The 19,023-nt window shown below is 65.6% G+C and carries 2 protein-coding genes; both read right to left on the reverse strand.

What is annotated here, in order from left to right:
* Window positions 1-163: 163 nt before the first annotated feature.
* Window positions 164-13,747, reverse strand: a complete 13,584-nt coding sequence (locus J4E53_RS06165) for a non-ribosomal peptide synthetase (protein ID WP_207268115.1) — start codon at window positions 13,745-13,747, stop codon at window positions 164-166.
* A gap of 4 nt (window positions 13,748-13,751) precedes the next feature.
* On the reverse strand, window positions 13,752-19,023 hold a 5,272-nt coding region (locus tag J4E53_RS06170; protein ID WP_207268116.1), incomplete at its 5' end, for a non-ribosomal peptide synthetase.

The raw sequence follows: 19,023 nt of genomic DNA on the forward strand, positions 1-19,023 counted from the left end.
CGCCATCGCGAGCAAGCTCGCTCCCACAAGGGGGCCTGTGGTGAATGCAAGCTTCATGAACACCTCGGATCCCCTGTGGGAGCGAGCTTGCTCGCGATGACGATGGATCAGCCTCCACACCTCGGGCTGCCCAGCGAATTGCTCGCAGGACAGCCCGGGGCTGTCATGACACCGTGGCGGTTTTCAAGGCCTGGGAAATCGCCTCGCCCAGCCGGGCCACGTGGGGCGCCTTGACCAGTGTGTTGTGGGTGCCGGGCAGGGCCGTCACGTTCACCTGATCCTGCAGCAACGCACGCCAGCCCAGGGTCGGGTCGCTGCGTTGCTGATCTTTTGCAGTGAACAACGACACCGTGAGCGGGCTGGGCGGGCTGACGTAGCTGCCGATAGCCAGCCGCGTGGCATAGGCAACGCCCAAGTGCGTGCGCAGCAGGGCAGCGTCGATGTCATCGGGCAACTCCTCCGGTAGCAGGCGATGGGTCATGCACAGTGTCAGCATCGCCTCGATGGCAGAGTCTTCCGCCAGCGCCGTCAGTTGCCGGAGCAGATCAGGGTCGATCCCCTCGGGCAGCCAGGCCATCAGGAACTGCGCTTCACTGATCGATGGCTCGGGCACCGGGTCTGGACGGGTCGACGTATCGATGATGCCGAGGAACTCTATGGCCTCACCGCCGGCCTGCAGTTGACGGGCCATTTCATAGGCGATCAGGCCACCGGCCGACCAACCGGCGATCCGGTACGGACCTTGCGGCTGGACCTGGCGGATGGCCGTCAGGTAACGCGTTGCAATGGCCGGCACATCGGACAGCGGGGCCTCGCCCGCCACCAAGCCACTGGCGGCCAAGCCATAGACCGGTATCTGGGGATCGAGCGTTGGCGCCAGGTCCCGCGCATATTGCACTTCACCGCCCAGGGGATGGACCAGATACAGCGGTCGCTGGGCGCCGGTGCGGCGGATCGGCACCAGATTGCGCTGGACGCCGGGCCGGGACTGGCCATCCAGGGTCCTGGCGAAACCGGCAATGGTCGGCTCGACGAACAGGTCCCGCACGGCGATCGGTTTCCCGAGGACTTTGCGCAGGCGAGAGGCCATTTGCACCGCCATCAGCGAAATACCACCGAGGCTGAAGAAGTCGTCGTGGCGGCTGATCCGTTCCTGTTTGAACAGGTCCTGCCAGAGAGCCGCGATGGCGATCTCGGTATCCCCTTGAGGCGCTTCATAAGGCAACGGCACGGGACCGTCTTCAGCGATGACGGGCTGGACGACGGCAGTGGCCGAGCGCTCCAGCGGCGGCGTGTCCTGCAACAACTGGCCGATGGATTGCTGTGCGTCGGTCACCAGGTTTTCCAGGACCTTGGCAAACAATCCGGCGATGTTCTGCACGGTGTGCAGGTCGAACAGGTCGTTGGCGTATTGCAGGCTGCCAGCGATGCGTTCGCCATTGTCGATCAGGGACAGCGACAGGTCGAACTGTGTGGTGTTGTGGGGGCTTGCCAGGGTTTGCACCTCAAGCCCGGGCAACTGCAACGGTGCCGGTGGCGTGTTGTCCAGGCTCAGCATCACCTGGAACAACGGGCTGTGACTCATGCTGCGAGTCGGTTGCAGGGCGCTCACCACCTGTTCGAAGGGCAGGTCCTGGTGATTGTAGGCGGCCAGGGTCAGGTCCTTGATTTTCCCCAGCAGCTCGTCGATGCGGGTATCACGCTCGGTGGCGACTCTCAATGCCAGGGTGTTGGCGAAGAAACCGATCAACGCTTCCAGCTCCGGACGCTGACGGTTGGCCACCGGCGTGCCGACCACTACATCTGCCTGGCCGCTCAGATGGCTCATCAACACTGACCAGCCCGCCAGCAGCACCATGAACAACGTGGTGCCCCGGGCCTGGCTGAATGTACGCAGATCGGCGCTGAGGGTGGGCGAAAAGCTGCACTCGATGATGCCACCGGTATACCGCTGTATCGCCGGGCGCGGACGATCCAGCGGCAGGTTCAGCAGCACGGGCGCACCTTCCAGGTGTTGCCGCCAGAAGTCGATCTGGGTTTGCAGCGCCGGGCCTTCAAGGGATTGTCGTTGCCAGGCGGCGTAGTCCACGTATTGCAGCGCCAGGGGCGGCAACGGGTCTTTCTGGCCTTGAGTGAAGGCGTTGTAGAGCACGCTGACCTCGCGAGCCAGGACGCTGTTGGACCAGCCATCGGAAACGATGTGATGCAAGGTGATGAACAGCACATGTTCGTCATCGGCCACTTGCACCAGGTGGCCGCGCATCAGTGGCCCGCTGTGCAAGTCGAACAACTGCGTGGCGTTGATCTGGCCGAGATGCTCGAGCGTGGCCTGGCGTTCAGCGGGGGCCATTGCACGCAGGTCCTGCTGCTCCAGGCGGAAGCCGTAGTCGGCCGGGGCGATTTTTTGCAGTGGCTCGTCGTCCACCAATTCGAATCGCGTGCGCAAGGTTTCGTGGCGCGCCACCAGGCGGTCGAGGGTCGCTTGCAGCGCAGCCTTGTCCAACACCCCCTTCAGGCTCAGGGCCAGGGGCAGGTGATAGGCTGCACCGGCCGCGTGGTCCAGATGATCGAGGAACCACAACCGCTGTTGCGAAAAGGACAACGGCAGTCGTCCCGCGCGATTGGCCAAGGGAATCGACACGGCCTCGGTGGGCGACGCCCCGTGCACCAGGGCGGCGAGGCCGCGCACGGTCGGCGCGTCGAACAGTTCGCGCAAGGTCACCCGTGCACCCAGCTTGCGTCGCAGCCGCGAGAGCAACTGTACGGCGAGCAGCGAATGGCCGCCCAGCTCGAGGAAGCCGTCGTGACGGCCAACCTGATCCAGGTGCAGCAATCCTTTCCAGATCTCGGCAATGGCGATTTCAGTGTCGCCCTCGGGCGCCTCATAGGTTTTGCTCGCCAGGGATTCCTGGCCGGGCGCCGGCAGGGCGCGACGGTCGAGCTTGCCGTTGGCGGTCAGGGGCAGGGCATCGAGGTGTACGAACGCGCTGGGCACCATGTATTCGGGCAGGCCGCTCAACAACGCGCTGCGCAGTTGCTCGGCCGGGACCGGGTCGCCGCAGACATAGGCGACCAGGCGCTTGCTGTCCGAGTCGCCCGGGCTGTCTTCCCGCGCAATGACCACGGCCTCGCGGATACCTGGATAGGCCACTAGAGCATTCTCAATCTCGCCCAACTCGATACGGAATCCACGGATCTTCACCTGGAAGTCATTGCGCCCCAGGTATTCCAGCGTGCCGTCGGCCAGCCAGCGACCGAGGTCGCCGGTCTTGTACAGGCGCGCGTTCGGTTCGCTGCTGAACGGATCGGTGATAAAACGCTCGGCACTCAGTTCCGCCCGGTTCAGGTAACCCCGGGCCACGCCGGCGCCGCCGATGTGCAGCTCACCGGCAACGCCCAACGGCGTCGGTTGGCCGTGGGTGTCAAGCACGTGCACCTGGACGTTGGCAATCGGCCGACCAATGCTCGGACGCTCGCCCAGGTCACGGATCAGGTCGATGGTGGCGTCCACCGTGCATTCGGTCGGGCCGTACATGTTGTAGAAGCGGATGCTCGGGCAGTTGCGCAGTTTCTCCCAGGTCGCGGCGTTGATGGCCTCGCCACCGAGCAGCACGCTCACCGGCTGGTAGCTGCTGCGTTCCAGCAGGCCGGCGGCGAGCAGGGTGTCGAGTTGCGACGGCGTGGAATCGAAGGCGTGCACCTGGTGCTGTTCGAGGAAGTCCAGCAGTTCATGGCCGCTGGCGCGGATCAGTTGCGGGATGATCACCAGCCGATGGCCGGAGAACAGCTGGGAGATGCCCTTGATCGACATGTCGAAGAAGAACCCGGCATTCAGGGCCACGGTGGCTGGGCTTGGGCAATGCTGGTGGGTGGTGCGGGTGAGCACTTGCCAGAAGTTGAACACCGAGCGGTGCTCGACCATCACGCCCTTGGACTGGCCGGTGGAGCCGGAGGTGTAGATCACATAGGCCAGATGTTCGGCCGTAAGGCCCGATACCTGCGGGTTCATATCGAGCGTCGCATCGTCCGCCGCTCGCAGCGATTCGCTGGTATCGAGCAAGAACACCGGTAGATCCCCGGATGGCAAGGTGAGCGCCGCTTGGGTCAACAGTGCCCGAGGCTGACTGTCCTGCAGCATGAACGCCATGCGCTCGGCCGGATGGGCCGGATCGATGGGCACGTAGGCCGCGCCAGCTTTGAGCACGCCCAACAGGCCGACGATCATGTCCAGGCTGCGTTCGGCACAGATTGCTACGCGCTGATCGGGTTCGACGCCCAGTTCGAGCAACTGCCGAGCCAGGTGGTTGGCGCGACGGTTGAGCTGGCGGTAGGTCAGTTGTTGGTTTTCGCAGACCAGGGCCACGGCGTCGGGGTTGGCCTGGACCTGGGCTTCGAACAGGTACTGGATCGGTTGCGCCGTGCCGAAATCCGTGGCGGTGTGGTTGAAGTCCGCCAGCAGCAATTGCCGCTCGGTGTCGGGGAGCACGTCCAGATCGCTGGCGAGGCGTTCGGGGGATTGTTCAAGGGCTTCGACCAGCGCGGCCACGGCCTGGGCGAGGTAGGCGGCGATGCGTTGCGGGTCGATGCCGGTGATGGATTGGGCGGTCAGGGAGAAGCCGCTGCCCACATTCGCCACGGCAATTTCAATGGGGTAGTTGGTACGGGTTTCGGAGGCGATGAAATGCATGCCTTCGTGGCTGCCCATGTCTGCGACGTTTTCCCCGGACGCGTTCACCAGGTCGCCATGGCGGCAGTTGAGGATCACGGTGAACAGTGGCAGCGACGTATCCACGGCACTGCAACGCTGGGCCAGGGCCAGGGACGCCTGTTCGTGGGTCAGTAGCTCACTGAGCTGCTGGTAGGCGTCGCGGACAATGTCGCTGACGGTGTTCTGCTGCAAGCGAATGCGCATCGGCAAGGTGTTGATGAACATCCCCAGTGCATGGTCGGCCCCGGCGGTACCTTGGGAACGCCCCGACAACACCGTGCCGAAAATCCCGTCGTCGCGCCCGCTGGTGCCCGCGACGACCAGGCCCCAGGCCGCATGGAACAGCACCGAGGTCGGGACCCCTTGAGTGCGTGCGGTTCGATACACCTGGGCACTGAGATCGTCGCTCAAGTGTTTCACCGCACGCTTGATCCCCGCACCGTTGCCTCGTACATCGAGCACACCATAAGGCGCGGTGGTGGCATCCACATCGGCCAGCAAGTGACGGAAGTAGGCTTCGTGGTCGGCCTGGGGCACGCTGGCGGCCCGGGCGATGAAGTTACGGTACGGCTGGGACGGCGGCAGGCTGTCGGCCTGGCCGGCCATGACGGCCTGGATCTCCAGCATGATCAGGCGCAAGGTCACGTTATCGCTGATCAGGTGATGGTCGAGCAATGCCAGCAGCCATTGTGCCCGGGGTTCGTCGTAGATGACGTACGCTGCGATCAACGGGGCCCGTTGCAGGTCCAGTCGCAGATGATGCGTGTCCGTATGGTCCCGGAGCATCTGCAAGGCGTCTTCGCCGGGCAAGCAGTCCAAGGTCATGACGGGCAGTTGCGCCTGGCGATGAACGACCTGCACCGGCTGCGACAAGCCGTGCCAGCGCAACGCGGTACGCAGGATGTCGTGGCGGTCGATCACCACCTGTACGGCGGCCAGGAAGTCGTCGAGCACCTGGCGGCGATCGAACGTCACCACGGTACGCATCAGGTAGGCGTCGCCTTCGGCCTGCAACAAGTGGTGGAACAGAATGCCTTCCTGCAACGATGACAGGGGGTAGATGTCTTGCACATTGCCGGCGCCACCGGGGACGTCGGCGACGATTTGCTCGATTTCCTGTTGGCTCAGGGTCACCAGCGGCAACATCTGTGGGACGATCGCCGTGCAATCGGCGGGGATCAGGTTCGCGGGGACCTCCTGTTGGGTGGTGCCGCCACCGGCGAGGACGGCCGCCATGGCTTTGAGTGTCGGCGCAGAGAAGACCGTGCGCACATCCAGTTGCAGACCCGCCTGACGCAGGTGCTCGATCAGGCTGATGACCAGGAACGAGTGGCCGCCGAGTTCGAAAAAGTGATCCTGGCGGCCCACTCGTTCAACCCCGAGCAACGTCTGCCAGGCGCTGGCCAGCGTCACTTCGATCTCCCCCAGCGGTGCTTCGTAGTGCTGGTTCGCGGTGGCAGACAAGTCCGGTGTCGGCAGGGCTGCGCGGTCGAGCTTACCGTTGGTGGTCAGCGGCCAGGCCTCCAGGGTCACGAAAGCACTGGGCACCATATGTTCGGCCAGTACGCTGGCCAGCTGGCTGCGCAAGGCCGAGGAGTCCGGGGCGGTCCCTTCATGGGCGATCAGGTAGGCCACCAGGCGTTTGTCGCCGGGACGGTCTTCACGCACGATCACCAGCGCCTCGCGGACATCGGCGCAATCGAGCAGTTGCGCTTCGATTTCCCCCAGCTCGATACGGAAGCCGCGGATCTTGATCTGCGAGTCGTTGCGGCCCACGTAGACCACGCCGCCATCGGCGCGGTAGCGGGCGATGTCGCCGGTGCGATACAACCTTGCGCCAGGCTCCACGGCGAACGGATCGCCGATGAACCGCTCGGCATTCAGCACGTCGCGATTGAGGTAATGCCGGGCCACACCGGCACCGCCGATGTAGATCTCGCCATTGACCCCCACCGGCACCGGTTGCCGGTACTCGTCGAGAATACGCAGGCACAGGTCCGGCAGTGGCGGGCCGATCAGGCTTGGCGCGCCGGTGTCGATTTCCACCTGGCTGATCGGGTAGTAAGTGGCGTGCACGGTGATTTCGGTGATCCCGTACATGTTGACCAGACGGGTACGGGCCAACGTAGTGCGTGCGGTCCAGGGGCGCAGGCTGCGGAAGTCCAGAGCCTCGCCGCCGAAGATCACTTCGCGCAGGGTATGTTCCTGGTCGCTGCGCTCGCGGGCCTCGATGAACTGGCGGAAGGCGCTCGGCGTCTGGTTCAGGATCGTGACGCGCTGCTGGCAGACCAGGGCATAGAAATCATCGGGGGAACGGGCCACGTCGCTCGGGACGATCACCAACTTGCCGCCGTAACTCAATGCGCCCCAGATTTCCCAGACCGAGAAGTCAAAGGCAAAGGAGTGGAACAGCGTCCACACGTCGTTTTGGTCGAAGTCGAACAACCCGGCGGTGGCATCGAACAGCCGTGCGACATTGCCGTGCTCCACCAGCACGCCCTTGGGCAGCCCGGTGGACCCCGAGGTGTAGATGACGTAGGCCAGGTGCCGCGGCGTCAGGCCCAGCGCCCTGGCTTCAAGGTTGTGGTCCAGGGACACGTCTGTCAGGTCGTCTGTGGCGACGTAATCCTTGAGGTGCACCACCGGCACGGCATGCTCGGGCAGCACGGCGAGGCAGTCAGGCTGGGCCAGCAAGGCCACCGGGGTGCTGTCGTCGAGCAGGTAGCCGAGGCGTTCGCTGGGGTAGGCCGGATCCAGTGGCACGTAGGCGGCACCGGCCTTGAGCACGGCCAGCACCGCGCAGACCATTTCCACCCCGCGGCGGGCCAGGATCGCTACCCGGTCATCGGGCCGTACGCCTTGGGCGAGCAGTTCACGGGCGATGCGGTTGGCGCGGCGGTTGAGTGCCTGATAGCTCAGTTCGCGTTCGCCCAGGACCAGGGCGGTGGCGTGGGGCTGGGCGGCGGCGACCTGTTCGAAGCGTTGATGAATCAGCAGTTGCGCCGCGAACACGGCTTTGGGCGGCAGCGTCGCCGGTGAGGCCTGGCGCTGTGCCGGGGTGAGCAGCGGCAGGGCGAGCACCGGCTGTGCGGGGTCCTCGATCATGGCCTCAAGCAGGGTCTGGAAGTGCTGGGCGAAGCGTTCCACGGTGCGATGGTCGAACAGGTCGCTGGCGTATTCGATCACGCCGCCCAGCGTGCCACCGTCATCGTCCAGTGTCAGCATCAGGTCGAACTGCGAGGTTTCATGGGCCTGGGCCACGGGGACCAGGGTCAGGCCGGGCAGGCTCAGTTCAACGCCGCCAGGGGTATTGTTGAGCGACAGGGCGACCTGGCACAGCGGGTTGTGGCTCAGGGAGCGCGGTGGTTGCAAGGCTTCGATGACTTGCTCGAAAGGAATGTCCTGATGTTCGTGGGCCGCCAGGGTGGTTTGTTTGATCTGCTCCAGCAACTGCGCCACGCTCGGGTTTTGCCCAAGGTCTACCCGCAAGGCCAGGGTGTTGACGAAGAAGCCGATCAGGTTTTCGGTTTCGGTGCGGCCACGGTTGGCCGTCGGTACGCCGATCACGACGTCTGGTTCGTTGCCCAGGCGTGCCATGAGGACCGACCAGGCACTGAGCAACGCCATGAACAGGGTGACGTTGTGTGCCTGGCAAAAACGTTCCAGGCGTTCGCGCAACGGCGCAGCGATGTTCACCCTGACGTCGCCACCCCGGTAGCTTTGTACCGCCGGGCGCGGGCGATCGGTGGGCAAGGACAACAGCGCCGGCGCGCCGCCAAGCTGCTCACGCCAGAAGTCGGCCTGGTGGCTCAGGCGCTCGCTGTCGAGAACCTGGCGCTGCCAGGCGGCGTAATCGGCATATTGAACCGACAGCGCGGGCAGCGGATCGGCCTGGTGTTGACTGAAGGCCCGATAAAGAGTGGCGAATTCCTTGACCAGGACACCCACCGACCAACCGTCGGAGATGATGTGATGCTGGGTGATGAGCAGAATGTGTTCGTCGTCGGCCAGGCGCAGCAGCCGCCCACGAATCAGCGGTCCCTGGCGCAGATCGAACGGCGCCGCGGCCTCGCTGTCGGCCATGCGAGAGGCGCTGATGCTGGCCTGCTCATAAGGCAGGCTGCGCAAATCCTGCTCGGCCAAGGCAAAGCCGCAGTCTGCCGGGGCAATGATCTGCACCGGTTGTTCGCCATGACGATCGAAGGTGGTCCGCAGGCTTTCGTGACGCGCCACCAAGCGGTCGAGGACAGCCTTGAGCACGGCGTGGTCGAGATCGCCGCGCAGCAGCAAGGACGCGGGCATGTGGTAAGCGGTGCTGGCGTTTGCATCGAGTTGGTCGAGAAACCACAGGCGTTGCTGGGCAAACGACAGCGCCAACGGTGCGGTGCGGTCGGCGATGCCGATGGTCTCGGTGCTGACGGTTTGCAGGTTGCCGACGACCCGCGCCAGTTCCTCCACGGTGGGATGACTGAACAGTTCGCGCAGCATCAGTTCGCCGCCCAACTGTTGCCGCACTCGGGAAACCAGTTGCGCGGCCAGCAGCGAGTGCCCGCCCAATTCAAAGAAGCTGTCACTGCGGCCCACGCGTTCCAGACCCAGCAATTCCTGGAAAATCTGCGCCAGGGCCACTTCGACGGCACCTTCGGGCGCGGCATAACCGCGCTCGGACATGGCGTCCAGGTCCGGTGCCGGCAGTGCGTCCTGGTCCAGCTTGCCGTTGGCGGTGAGCGGGTAGGCCTGCAGACTGACAAAGGCACTCGGAATCATGTAGTCGGGCAGGGTCGCCCCCAACTGCTTGCGCAATGCCGCCACTTGCAGCACCGCGCCCGTCTCAGGGATCAGGTAGGCGATCAGGCGCTTGCCCTGGCTCGCGTCTTCGCGGGCCAACACCCGCGCTTCACGCACGCCGTTACAGGCCAGCAGCTTGGCTTCGATCTCCCCCAGTTCGATGCGGAAACCGCGAATCTTCACTTGGGCGTCGATCCGGCCCAGGTGAACGATTTCACCATTGTCCAGCAGCTTGCCCAGGTCTCCTGAGCGATACAGTCGTTCGCCAGGTCGGAACGGGTCGGTAATGAAACGTTCGGCGCTCAAGGCCGGACGGTTCAGGTAGCCGCGCCCCACACCCAGCCCGCCGACGCAGATTTCACCGGCCACACCCACCGGCAGCAGCCGTTGACGGGCGTCGAGCACGTAGGCCACGGTGGTCGGAATCGGCCGCCCGACATTGGAGACGCCGGCGGCGATGTCCGCCGCACCAATGGCCTTGTAGGTCACGTGCACGCAGGTTTCGGTGATGCCGTACATGTTCACCAGCGCCACATGCCCGAAGGCACGGTGGAAGGCGTCGAGCTTGCCCAGTTCCAGGCTTTCCCCGCCGAAAATCACATAGCGCAAATGTTCCAGGCCCACCTGCGGCGTCGCCAGGGCTGCGGCGCTCAGTTGCAGGAACGCCGACGGTGTCTGGTTCAGCACCGTCACCTGTTCGCTTTCAAGGAAACCCAGCAGTTCCACCGGATCGCGGCGCAGGGCCTCGGGCACCAGGCTCAGGCGCGCACCGTAGAGCAGGGCGCCGAAGATTTCCCAGACCGAGAAATCGAAGGCATTGGAGTGGAACAGCGACCAGACATCGTCGGCGCTGAACTGGAAGTCCAGTCGATTGTTGTGCAGCAGGCGCACGACGTTGCGGTGTTCGAGCAACGCACCCTTGGGTTCCCCGGTGGAGCCCGAGGTGTAGATCACGTAGCAGAGGTGGTCCGCGGCACTGAAGTTGGGCAGGTTGGCGGCGCTGACGCTGCTGTCCGTGGCGGCATCGAATACTTCGATGCCGAGGGCCTGCAGCGCCGGATTCATGTCCTGGCGGGCGATGGCCTTGCGGGCGCCACTGTCGCGCAGCACATAGGCGATGCGCTCCTGGGGCGAACTCGGATCGATGGGCACATAGGCACCGCCGGCCTTGAGCACCGCCAGGGTGGCGACGATCATCTGTACCGAGCGATCCAGGGCGATGGCCACCAGTTCCTGGGGCTGCACGCCGGCCGCTCGCAGGCGGTGGGCGAGGCGGTTGGCCTGTTCGTTGAGCTGTCGATAGCTCAGGCGCTCCAGGCCCAGATTGACCGCGATGCGGTCCGGGTAATGACGCACCTGTTCTTCGAAGAGCTGATGCAGGGTCAGGGTCTCGGGCCAGGCTGCTTCGCTGTCGTTGAAGTCGAGGATCTGTCGCTGGCGTTCGGCGGCATCCAGCAGGGGGACGTCGTCGACCCGCTGCTGCGAATCCTCGACAAAAGCTTCCAGCAGGCGCACGTAGTGGCGCATCAGCTGCTGGATAAATTCGGCGTCGAAGAATTCCGCGTTGTACGCCAGGTGTCCGGCCCAGTGTGATTCATCGGCCGTGATCAGCAGGTGCAGGTCGTTCTTGCCATAACCCAGGTTGGTTTCCAGCGTATTGACCGCCAGGCCCGCCACCAGCGTGTCGTGGTCGGTGGTGCGCTGGAAATTGAAGAGCACGTCGAACAGCGCGGTGCGGCTCATGTCCTTGGCCGGGTTGAGGGCCAGCACCAATTGGTCGAACTGCATGTGCCGGTGGCGCAGGCCCTCGGTCAGGTTGTTGGCGGTCTGTTCCCAAAGCTGTTGCAAAGTGGTGTCGCTGTCGCACAGGCCACGCATGACCAGCAGATTGTCCAGCGGCCCGATGACATCCCGCAGGGCCGGCTCACGGCAGGCGGCCGTGGTGCCGATCACCAGTTCATCGTGGCCGGCGTAGCGGCGCAACAGCGCGGTGAATGCGCTCAGGGCCAGGCTGTCGCTGCTCACGCCGACTTCCCGGGCCAATGCTTCGAGGCGCCGCGCCAGCGCCGGTTCGAGGGTGAAACCGTGGGTGGCTTCGGCAAACACATGCACCGCCGCCCGGGGTCGATTCAGGGGCAGCTCCAGGGCTTGCAGCTTGCCGCGCAGTTGATAGGCCCAATAGGCCCGCAGGTTTTCCAGCGCGGTGGCCGGCAGGTTGCGTTGCCAGGCGGCAAAGTCGCCGTAGCCCAGCGGCAATGCCGGCAGGTCGGCGCTGCGCTCGGCGCAGGCGGCTTCGTAGAGGGCCAGCAGGTCGCGCTTGAGCAACTGCATGGCGCTGCGGTCGGCCAGCAGATGGTGCACGGCGATGGCCAGGATCCCATGCTGATCGCTTGCCCGTACCAGGCTGGCACGTACCAGGCTGCCGCCGTCCATGTGCAACGGGCGACGGGTCGCGGCCAGGGCCTGGCCCGGCAAGTCGTCGGGGTTGCCCTGGATCAGTTCGAGCGTCAGGCTGGCCGGGCCGTCGAAGTGTTGCCAGGCCCGGCTACCGTCGCTCAATATCCGGCAGCGCAGGATGTCGTGGCGGGCCAGCAAGCCGTCGAGGGCGGTTTGCAGGGCCGGTTGATTGATCTCACCGGTCAACTCCAGCAGTAACGCAATGTTGTGATAGACCGGATTGGCGTCGTACAGGTAGCCGGTTTCGAAGGTATCGACGAACCAGAGCCGCTCCTGGTGATAGGACAGCGGGGTCTGTCCTGGCCCGGAGACTTGTGCGGTGACCTCGGGCAAGGCTTGGGGCGGGTCCAGTTCCAGGGCACCGATACGGGTGTCGGGGGCATCGGTAAAGCAGTGCAACAGGCGCTCGAAGCGCGCGGCGAGGCGTTCGATGGTGGCGGCGTCGAACAGCGCGGTGGAATACGACAGGCTGCAGGACAGGCTCGGGCCGCCTTCGTCGATGTGCAGGGACAGGTCGTGCTGGGTGTTGTCCTTGCGCGAGGGCAGGAACTCCAGGTTCAGCCCCGGCAACTGCAACTGGCCCCCGGCACCTGCGGCATTGGTGTAGAGCATGGTCTGGAACACGGGGCTGTAGCTGGCGCTGCGCGCAGGCTTGAGGGCCTCGACCACCAGTTCGAATGGGGTGTCCTGCTGGGTGGAGGATTCCAGCATCAATTGCTTGACCTGCTGCAGTACCTGGTCAAGGGTCGGGTTGGCTTCCAGGCGCACGCGCAGGGCCAGGGTGTTGACGAAGAACCCGATCAGCGCCTGCACGTCGTGGCGGTCGCGGTTGGCGGCGACGGTGCCGATCACCAGGTCCTGTTGACCGCTGATGCGGGCCAGCAAGACCGCCCAGGCAGCCATCAAGGTCATGAACGGTGTCGCGGCGCGGGACTGGGCGAACTGGACGATGGCGGCGGACAACGACGCCGGCAGGTCGAAGCCCAGGGTTTCGCCGCGGTAGCTCTGGACCGCCGGACGCGCCCGGTCGGTCGGCAATGAAAGCAGCGCCGGGGCGCCGGCCAGGTGGGCGCGCCAGAATTCCACTTGTCGCTCCAGGCGCTCGCCTTCCAGGTGCTGGCGCTGCCAGGCTGCGTAGTCGGCGTACTGCCGGGTCAGCGGCGGCAGCGGGTCGGGCTGCCCCGCGCTGAATGCCTGATACAAGCTCGCGAATTCCTTGACCAGGATGCCAATGGACCAGCCGTCGGAGATGATGTGGTGCTGGGTGATCAGCAGCCGGTGTTCATCGTCCGCCAGGCGGAGCAGGGTGCCGCGGATCAGCGGCCCGTGCAGCAGGTCGAACGGCGCCGCGGCGGCGTTTTCGCTCAGGTGTGCGGCCTCGGTTGCGGCCTGCTCCCGGGGCAGGTGTCGCAGGTCATGGGTCACGAGGCTGAAGCCGCAATCGGCCGGGGCGATGACTTGCACCGGCTGTTCGCCCTCGCGGCGGAAAGTGGTGCGCAGGCTTTCATGCCGTGCCACCAGGCGATCGAGGGCTGCCGTGAGGGCCGCCTGGTCGAGGGCACCTTGCAGCAACAACGAGGCGGGTATGTGGTAGGCGGCGCTGGCGGTCGGGTCCAACTGGTCGAGAAACCACAGCCGCTGCTGGGCGAACGACAGTGCCAGCGGTGCGGCGCGGTCGACGCAGGGCATGTCGTCGGCAACGGTTTCGATGACACGCGTCGCGCCACGTTGCTTGAGCAGTCGCAGCAGGGCGGCACGTTTCAACTGGTCGAGACTATCGTTATGTTCGTTCAATTTATTAAGCATCCTTGGAGACGATAGCGAGCAGTTCGCTTTCAGACAGCGAAGCCATTTCTTGTTGCAGGTCGAGCAATTCATCCGACTCGTACTGCGCCAGTTGCAGGGTGTTGATCAGGTCGGCCAGGGCCAGCAGCGAGGGGTGTTCGAACACGCCCCTGAGCGGCACTTCGACACCGAAGATTTCCCGCGCCCGGAGCGTGACTTGCACCGCCAGCAGCGAGTGACCGCCGAGTTCGAAGAAGTCGTCGTGCCGGCCGATGCGTTCCAGGCCCAGCAAGTCGGCCCAGAGCTGTGCCAGCAGCGTCTCGGTTTCACCGTTGGGCGCTTCGTACTGGCGACGGGCAAAGTCTTCATTGCCGGGCGCGGGCAGGGCGCGCCGGTCCAGCTTGCCATTGGGGCTCAACGGCAGCCGCTCGACCACCACGAACGCCGCCGGGACCATGTAGTCCGGCAACTGCGAAGTCAGGTAAGGCCGTAGCGTGCTGCTGGCATTACGGCCAGCCAGGTGCGGCTCGACGCTCAGGTAAGCCACCAGGCGCGTCGCCCCCGGGGTGTCTTCGCGAGCGATAACCGCGGCCTCGCGCACCCCCGGCAGGGTCAGCATCAGCGCCTCGATTTCACCGGGTTCGATACGGAAACCGCGGATCTTGACCTGCTGGTCGTTACGCCCGAGGAATTCGATTACCCCATCGGCGCGCAGGCGCACCAGGTCGCCGGTGCGGTACATCCGTGGCTCGTCGCCCGGGGCGAACGGGTCGCTGAGGAAGTGTTCGGCGTTCAGTGCCGCCCGGTCCAGGTAGCCGCGGGCAACCCCCGCGCCGCCCACGTAGAGTTCGCCCGGCACGCCGAGCGGTACCGGCTGGCGCTGTTCATCGAGCACGTACAGGCGGCTGTTGGGAATCGCCCGCCCGATGGGCACCGTGCCCAGGTCCGCGGCGGTGCAGCGATGCACCGTGGTCCAGACGGTGGCTTCGGTGGGGCCGTACTCGTTGTACAGAGTGATCGCCGGCTCCAGGGCGGTACATGCCTGCACCAACTGCGCGGGACAGGCTTCGCCGGCGACGATCATCTCTTGCAGGCTGCCGTGCCCGTTACCGCTGGCAAGGCTTGCCAGCACCAGGCGGCCCAGGGACGGCACACACAGCAGCGAAGTGACGGCCTGTTCGCCAATGAAGCGGGCGATGGCCTCGGGGTCGCGGGCGGTTTCGGCATCCGGGATGCACAAGGTGCCGCCACTGACCATCGTGCCGAAGATCCCGGCCACGGAACTGTCGAAGGCAATCGACGACAAGAGCAGGAAGCGCTTGCCGGTCGCCGGTCCATACACCGTGCCCCGGGCCAGTGTCGAGGTCACCAGGTTGCGGTGCTCGATCATCACGCCCTTGGGCTTGCCGGTGGAGCCGGACGTGTAGATCACATAGGCCAGGTGCTCTGGCGTCAGGCCGACGCTATCGGGTTGAGGATCGCGGCTGTTCGACGGTGTCGCCAGCGCCCGTTCGATGGCCAGGTAGCGAGTGCCTTCCTGCAATGTGCCCACGGCCGCGCGACCGACCGGGTCGGCCAGCAACAGGCGCGGCCTGGCGTCCTCGATAATCGAGGCCAGGCGCTCGGCGGGGTAGGTCGGGTCCAGCGGCACGTAGGCGCCCCCGGCCTTCAGGATTCCTAGCAGGCCACTGATCATCGCCACGCCGCGTTCGACGCAGATGGCCACCAGATCCCCCGGCAGGACGCCAGCCGCGATCAACTGCTGGGCGAGGCCGTTGGCCTGGGCGTTGAGCTCGGCATAACTGAGGGATTGGCGGCCGTCGAGGGATGCACAGGCGTTTGGCGTGCGGCGAACCTGTTCTTCGAACAGCTGTTGAATGCACAGGCCAGTCGGGTAATCCACCTCGGTCTGGTTAAGGGTGTCCAGCAGCAGGGTGCGCTCCTGGGCAGGCAGCACGTCCAGCTGCGTGAGTGGAACCCGAGGCGTGTACATCAAGGCCTGGGCCAGTTGCTCCAGCGCCCGTTGCATCAGGGCGCAGATGCGCTGCGGGTCCACTGCCTGCACGCTTTGCACGGTCAGGCCCAGGGAGTCGCCGTAGTCGTTGACCGACAGGGTCAACGGGTAATTGGTCCGCTCGGCGCTGTCCAGGATGCGCATGCCGGGCCATTGCAGTTGGCTGTCGTCGCGCTGGTGCCGATAGTTGAGCAAGGTGGTGAACAGCGGCAAGGCACTGGGCACGCCACTGCAACGTTGCGCCAGGGCCAGGGAGGCCTGTTCGTGGGTCAGCAGTTCGACCAGGTCTCGATGAGTGGCCAGCACCTGTTCGTGGGCGCCGGCGGTCAGTGGCACGCGCACGGGCAGCGTGTTGATGAACACGCCCAAGGCCCGTTCGGCCCCGGCCGAGCCTTGCAGGCGCCCGGCGACCACGGTCCCGAACACCACATCATCGCGGCCGGTGCAGCGGGCCAGTACCTGCGCCCAGGCGACATGGAACAGCGTCGCCGGGGTGATGCCCCGCTCCCGGGCCAGGGCCCGCAGACGCAGGTTGAGCTCGACGCTCAAGGTCACATTGGCTTCCTTGATGTGACGGCCGTCGCCTTGTACCTCCAGCAGATCGAAGGGCGCGGTGGGTGCATCCACATCGGCCAGGCGGCGACTGAAATAGGCTTCGTGGATGTCGGCGGGGACGGCCTGGGCCTGGGCAATGAAGTCACGATAGGGTTGCGGTGCCGCCAGGCCCTCGGCTTGGTCATGGAGGATCGCGTGGATTTCTTCCAGGACGATTTCCAAGGTCACGTGGTCGCTGGCCATGTGGTGGTTGAGCAGCGCCAGCATCCAGCGCTCGGAATGCGGGTCCTGGGCGATGCAGGCACGCATCAGCGGCGCCTGGCGCAGATCCAGTCGCAGTTGCCGCGGATCGCTCAGGGCTTCGAGCTGGCTGAGGGGGGCCTTGTGGCTGTCGAGGGAAACACTGTGCACCGGCAAGCGCGCCTGGCGCTGTACGACCTGCACCGGTTGAGGCAAACCGTCCCAATGCACGCAGGTGCGCAGGATGTCGTGGCGATCGATCACCTGCTGCAAGGCGGCGGTGAAGGCATCGAGGCGCTGGCGGTTGTCGAACTGCAGCATCGAGCGCACCAGGTAGGCGTCGCCTTCGTGCCCCAGCAGGTGATGGAACAGGATGCCCTGTTGCAGCGGTGCCAGGGGGTAGATGTCCTGGATGTTCGCGGCACCGCCAGGTACGGCGCCGACGATACGTTCGAGTTGGTCCGCGGTCAGCTCCACCAGCGGCAACATGTCCGGGGTCAGGGCGGTGCACGCGGGCGGAATGCGGTTGGCCGGTGCCTGGAACGCCGGTTGTGGGGCGTTCGTCAGGGCTTGGGCGAGTTCGGCCAGGGACGTGCTGCTGAAGATCGCCCGGACATCCGCGTGCAAGCCTTGTTCGCGCAGGCGTTCGATCAGGCTGACCGCCAGCAGCGAATGGCCGCCCAGCTCGAAGAAGCCGTCATGACGCCCGATGCGCTCGACACCCAGCAGGGCTTGCCAGATCCCGGCAATGATCAGTTCGACGCGACCCGTGGGCGCCTCGAAGGCCCGGCTGGCGTAGGCGTCCTGATCCGGTTCGGGCAGGGCGCGGCGGTCGAGCTTGCCATTGGGTGTGAGCGGCAAGGTGTCGAGCACGACGAAGGCGCTGGGCACCATGTGCTCGGGCAGGCGCTTGAGCAGTTCGGTGCGCAATTGCCCGGCGGCGGCCGGTTCGCCACACAGGTAGGCAACCAGACGCTGGCCGGACGAATGCTCGCGAGCGATGACGGCGGCTTCGCGTACACCCGCCAGTGCGGCGAGGGCGGCTTCGATTTCCCCGAGTTCGACCCGCAGGCCGCGGATCTTCACCTGATCGTCATTGCGCCCCAGGTACTGCAAGGTGCCGTCAGGCAACCAGCGGCCGAGGTCGCCGGTCTTGTACAGGCGTGCGTCGGCCTTGCCGTAGAACGGGTCGGCGATGAAGCGTTCGGCGCTGAGTTGCGGCAGGTTGAGGTAACCGCGGGCTACACCGACACCGCCGATATGGATCTCGCCGGGCACGCCCACTGGCAGCAGTTGCCCGTGGGCGTCCAGCACGTGCAATTGCATGTTTCGGACTGGCCGGCCAATGGGGATCGACTGGTGCCGGTAGGTCTCAAGGTCGCTGTCGGCGGTGTACCAGGCGACCACGTCGCTGCACTCGGTCGGTCCGTAGCTGTTGATCACCGTCGGCCGTGGCTGGGCGAGTTTTTCCAACATGGCGACCTGGATCGGCTCGCCCCCCAGGACTACCCGTTTCAGGCAGGCCAGGGCTTGCCCGTGGTCGGCGTCCACCAGTGCGTGGAAGGCGCTGGGCGACATATTGAGGTGGGTAATCCCGGCCTCGGCGACCTGGGCGACGATGGCGCCGGGGTTGAAGGGTTCGGCGGCCAGGTGCAGGGTGGCCCCGACCATCAGCGGTGCGAGGATGTTCTTCTGGGTCAGGTCGAAGTTGTAGGAGGACGCCAGCAGCACCGCGTCGCCGGCGTGGAACGCCAGGTCTTCGAGGTACCAGTCCAGCAGGTTGCGCAAGCCGCGATGCTCGACCATCACCCCTTTGGGCAAGCCGGTGGAGCCGGAGGTGTAGATCACGTAGGCCAGGTGACTGAACCCCAGTCCCTTCACCTGAGGGTTGTGGGTCGGGGCCTGGGCCAGGGGCGCGCTGCCCAGTTCCAGCGTCGCCAGGCCTTGTGGCACCGGTAACTCGTCCAGGCCGGGTTGGTGGACCAGGGCCCGCGGCTTGCTGTCGGCCAGCATGTGGGCCAGCCGTTGCGCCGGGTACTGCGGATCGAGCGGCACATAGGCCGCGCCGGCTTTCAGGATACCCAGCAGGCCGATCAGCATGTGCGGGCTGCGGCGCGCGCACAGGCCGACGGTGTCGTCGGGCTGCACACCCAGTGCGATCAAACCGTGGGCGACGCGGTTGGCCTGGGCGTTGAGTTCGGCATAGCTCAGGGTCTCCCCGGCGCAGACCAGCGCCACGGCGTCCGGGGTGAGGCTCGCCTGGGCCTCGAACACGACGTGAGGGAAGCGGCTCGGGCTTTCGTCCAGGGCAGCACCGGCCGGGTTGAAGGTTTCCAACAGTTGCTGGCGCTGCGCGTCATCCAGCAACGGCAGGCTCGCCAGCGGCTGCGTCGCATCGTCGAGCAGGGCGTCGAGCAGGTGCAGCAAGTGCTGGCCCCAGCGGGCGATGGTGCTTGCATCGAACAGGTCGGTGGCG

The organism is Pseudomonas sp. FW305-28 (assembly GCF_017351395.1).
Classification (GTDB): domain Bacteria; phylum Pseudomonadota; class Gammaproteobacteria; order Pseudomonadales; family Pseudomonadaceae; genus Aquipseudomonas; species Aquipseudomonas fluorescens_AA.